Source organism: Areca yellow leaf disease phytoplasma, assembly GCF_041920595.1.
This window is the reverse complement of sequence record NZ_CP169277.1, coordinates 306,660-310,192: the sequence shown is the minus strand read 5'-3', so window position 1 is coordinate 310,192 and position 3,533 is coordinate 306,660. Positions and strand designations below refer to the sequence as shown.

At 28.1% G+C, this 3,533-nt stretch carries 5 protein-coding genes and 2 pseudogenes; 1 reads left to right on the top strand and 6 read right to left on the bottom strand.

The window, feature by feature from the left end:
* The 6 genes and pseudogenes from ACEW7V_RS01795 to ACEW7V_RS01770 form a co-directional block, all read right to left on the bottom strand.
* Positions 1-568 (bottom strand): annotated as a pseudogene (locus tag ACEW7V_RS01795) (DEAD/DEAH box helicase family protein); the annotation flags it as partial.
* Positions 569-875: 307 nt separating this feature from the next.
* Positions 876-1,043 carry a hypothetical protein gene (locus tag ACEW7V_RS01790; protein ID WP_374695691.1) on the bottom strand — a complete coding sequence of 56 codons (168 nt, stop codon included), beginning with the start codon at positions 1,041-1,043 and terminating at the stop codon, positions 876-878.
* Between the two features lie 16 nt (positions 1,044-1,059).
* Positions 1,060-1,194: a hypothetical protein gene (locus tag ACEW7V_RS01785; RefSeq protein WP_374695690.1), complete on the bottom strand. Its 135-nt coding sequence runs from the start codon at positions 1,192-1,194 to the stop codon at positions 1,060-1,062.
* Positions 1,142-1,291 carry a hypothetical protein gene (locus ACEW7V_RS01780; RefSeq protein ID WP_374695689.1) on the bottom strand — a complete coding sequence of 50 codons (150 nt, stop codon included), beginning with the start codon at positions 1,289-1,291 and terminating at the stop codon, positions 1,142-1,144. Before ACEW7V_RS01780 ends, ACEW7V_RS01785 begins: the two co-directional genes overlap by 53 nt.
* Before the next feature lie 164 nt (positions 1,292-1,455).
* Positions 1,456-1,830, bottom strand: coding sequence for a hypothetical protein (locus ACEW7V_RS01775; protein WP_374695688.1), 375 nt, complete (start codon positions 1,828-1,830; stop codon positions 1,456-1,458).
* A gap of 147 nt (positions 1,831-1,977) precedes the next feature.
* Positions 1,978-2,499 carry a GIY-YIG nuclease family protein gene (locus ACEW7V_RS01770; RefSeq protein ID WP_374695687.1) on the bottom strand — a complete coding sequence of 174 codons (522 nt, stop codon included), beginning with the start codon at positions 2,497-2,499 and terminating at the stop codon, positions 1,978-1,980.
* A gap of 850 nt (positions 2,500-3,349) precedes the next feature.
* On the opposite strand from ACEW7V_RS01770, the pseudogene ACEW7V_RS01765 reads away from it, so the two are divergent.
* A pseudogene (locus ACEW7V_RS01765) lies at positions 3,350-3,533 on the top strand (hypothetical protein); the annotation flags it as partial.

The window sequence follows — 3,533 nt, the reverse complement described above, 5'->3', positions numbered from 1 at the left end:
TTGATATTTTAATTCATTAACTTGTTAATTAATGCTTTGCCTTCTTCGTACTTATCTCCAATTTGTAAATGTAGTGTTGATTTTTGATAATCTTTAAGGTCGCCTTACCCATAAATGCACGAAACCGGAAGCAACTACAATTACGTCATCGCGGTTAAGTAATGAACCTGCGGCACTATGACGCAACTGATCAATTTCATCGTTGATTTTGGAGTCTTTTTCAATGTAAGTGTCGCTTGATGCTACATATGCTTCTGGTTGGTAGTAATCATATTATTAAGAAATAAAAATATTCTACGCGATTATTTGGAAACATGGCTTTTAATTCGTTGTAGAGTTGTCCTGCTAATGTTTTGTTGTGAGCAATAACCAAGTTGATTTTGTTTTTGTTGTAAATGTTGAATAATATTTGCAATGGTAAAAGTTTTTCCAGTGCCAGTAGCTCCCAAAAGAATTTGTTCTTGTAAACCTTGTTTAAAATTATTAACCAATTTTTTGAATTGCTTGGGGTTGGTCGCCACTTGGTTTTAAAGAACTTTGCAATTTCAAATAAATTTGTTAAACCCATTTGTTGCTCCTCGCGTTTGTTTTTTTATTTTGGTGATTTTTTGGTTTTTAATTTCAAAATATTTAGATGGTTGTTTTTCACTGTGTTCCAAAAATTTTGTCCATGTTTTTATCAATATTTTTAATAAATGTCTATTTGCCCACTTTTATAAACTCTTTTTTAATTAACAAAAACAACTTTTGATTAATTCCTATTTTTGAAAAAATCTTGCAAAAGTGGCTTTTTTGATGGCTTCTAAAACTTTCAAAATGATTTAAGATGGCTTTTTCTAACAGCGCCAACTCCTTTTATATTTGATAAAGTAGTTTTATAATCTAGTTTGTTTTTTTGGTTTGCGGTGAAAAGCAACAGTGAAACGATGGACTTCTTCGCTTAAACTTTTTAAAAAATAAAATAAATTAGGGTTTTGTTCCAACATTAATTTTTCTTGCAAAGTTACAAGATGAGTTAATTGATGTTTGTTATTTTTTTGCAATGCTCTAAAAGGAATTTCATAGCCTAGTTTCTTTAAAAGTTTTTTGGCTTTGTCTTAACTGTCCTAAACTGCCATCAACCAAAATTAAATCTGGTGAATCACTTTTTAACTTCCTTGTCTTTGTTATAACAACGTGTAAGTGTTTCTTCAAAAGCTTGATATTCGTTAGGAAATTTGCCTTTAATGTGAAAAGTTCGATAAAGTTTTTTGTCAAATTCAAAATGATTAAATACAATTCTTGCTGCCACAAAGGCTTGTCCAAATAGTTGAGAATTAATTCAAAAACATCAATTCTTTTAATATCTTTATTATTAAAAATAATTGCCAGACATCTAAGGATTCTTGGATTTTTGGTCTTTGGATTGATAGATTAAATTATTGTTAAAGCAAATCATTTTAGCGTTTTTTAAGGCTAGCAAATAAAGTTTCTTTTTGTCTCGCTATAGACAATATTTACTTTGGTTGCAAGATTTGTTCCAATAAAGTTTGAATTCGTTATCGTTTGTTGCAAAATAATTTCATCTTGGCTTTTGCCTGTAATAATTATGTCTGGTTTAAGGTTTTTTTGATAATAACAATTAAGATAAGTTAAAATGTTTTCCCACACAAAGCCCACATATGAAAAAACGCTATGAATAAGAATCAACGATATTTCACTTGGCGCATTTTTAGAAATTTGAATTGATATTTGGTCTTGATTAAATGCATAGGCAAAAAATATCGCAATTTTTGAGTTTTTGATTGCTGATAATTTGTTTTTTGGTAGTCTGTTTGATTGAATAGACATATCTCGAAGCATTCTTGGGCTTTTTCGCGAAACATTTTTTCGCTAGCTGTTTGCATTAAATGGTGTAATTTTTTTAAAGTATCTTTGATATTTCCTTTTAAAGTTGTAATTGCCTCAATGTTGGATTTATAATTAATTGTTTTCCTGCTATAAGCACCGAGGCGATGATTTATGTGAAAATGAAGACACGGTTTTTTTGATGCTAACGGACATCTTCTTAAAGGATATAAAAGATGCAACGAATTTTAATGTTTCTTTGGTGTTTTTAAGATTGGGATAAGGACCAAAAATTAGTATTTTCCTGGAGGAATTTGTTTGAATCGCGAAATTTTTAATTGTGGGTGCTTTTTCTTTAGTAATTTCAATATAAGGGTAAGTTTTTGTCATCCAAAAAAGTTTGAAATTATATTTAGGAGTGTGTTTTTTGATTAAGTTAGCTTCCAAAATTAAGGCTTCTTGTTCGTTGTTAGTAATAATGTAGAAAAAATCTTGGGTTTCTTCAATTAGCATCGTTGTTTTTAAGTTATTGCTTTTGGTAAAATAACTTTGGACGCGTTTTTTTAAATTTTTGGCTTTGCCAACATAAATGATGGTATCATTTTTGTTTTGGAAAAGATAACAACCAGGATTAGGCGGTAAAGTTTTTATTTTTTCTAAAAGAATTGACATTTTAAATTACTTCCGTTTATTGAATTGTTTTTTGGATTTTTTACCCAATTTAAGGGTGGTTTTATTTTCTGGTTTGGTTTTGGCGTTTTTTTATTTTACTTATTTTTATTTTACTTCTTTTTTATTTATTTTTCGTTTGTTTTCATTAACTTTATTATATCAAAAATTACCTATTCTTTTTTTTAAATGATTAAAAAAAAAATTGAAGTATTTTGATAATAAACTGATTTTTTCCAAACTAAAATAATAATTCATAAATAAATTGCAAAATAAGTTTATTTTTGATTTAGAATAGAAGTATAGTTTTAGATTATAAAATAGTAAAATGAAAAATCAAAACTAAAAAGATTTGAAAAACAACCAAATACCAACCAAATAAAGGAGAGTTCCAAAATGAATATACCTACTCAAACCCAAAAGTACCTTTCTATCCAATCTCATGTAGTATATGGCTGTTGGAAATAAAGCAGTAAAGTTTATCCTTTGCAAAATATGAATTTTGATGTTTGGCCTATCAATACAGTTCAATTTTTCCAATCATACAGGTTATCAAAAGTGGCAAGGACAAATTTTTAACAAACAAAATATAGTTGATTTGGTAGAAGGTCTTTTGCTCTTGGAGTAGAAAAACAGTGTCAAGCTATTTTAACAGGATATATGGGATCTTTTAGATATTTGCGAAGCTGTTTTGAAAATTGTTGCAAGATTTAAACGAAAGAACCCTGATATTTTATATTTATGTGACCTGTAATAGACAATAACAGATGTTTGTTAAGCCTGAAATAACTTCTTTTTTTAAAAATAATTCGCAAGCAGATATTATTACTCCTAATCAATTTGACTAGATTTTTTGTCTGGTATTAAAATAAATAATGTCTCGGATGCTATTAAAGTAGCAAAGCATTTCCATAATTTAGGAGTTAAAATTGTAATTATTACAGGTATTAATTTTCAAGATGAAAAAATATTTTCAAGTGTTTGCACCAAATGCTACAAAAAAATATTTGGTGCAGGCTCTAACAAAGCAATACGTA

Bases quoted from the DNA above. Each gene is read 5' to 3' on its own strand.
- ACEW7V_RS01775 (WP_374695688.1), bottom strand. From the start codon at position 1,830: ATGTCTATTCAATCAAACAGACTACCAAAAAACAAATTATCAGCAATC.
- ACEW7V_RS01770 (WP_374695687.1), bottom strand. From the start codon at position 2,499: ATGTCAATTCTTTTAGAAAAAATAAAAACTTTACCGCCTAATCCTGGT.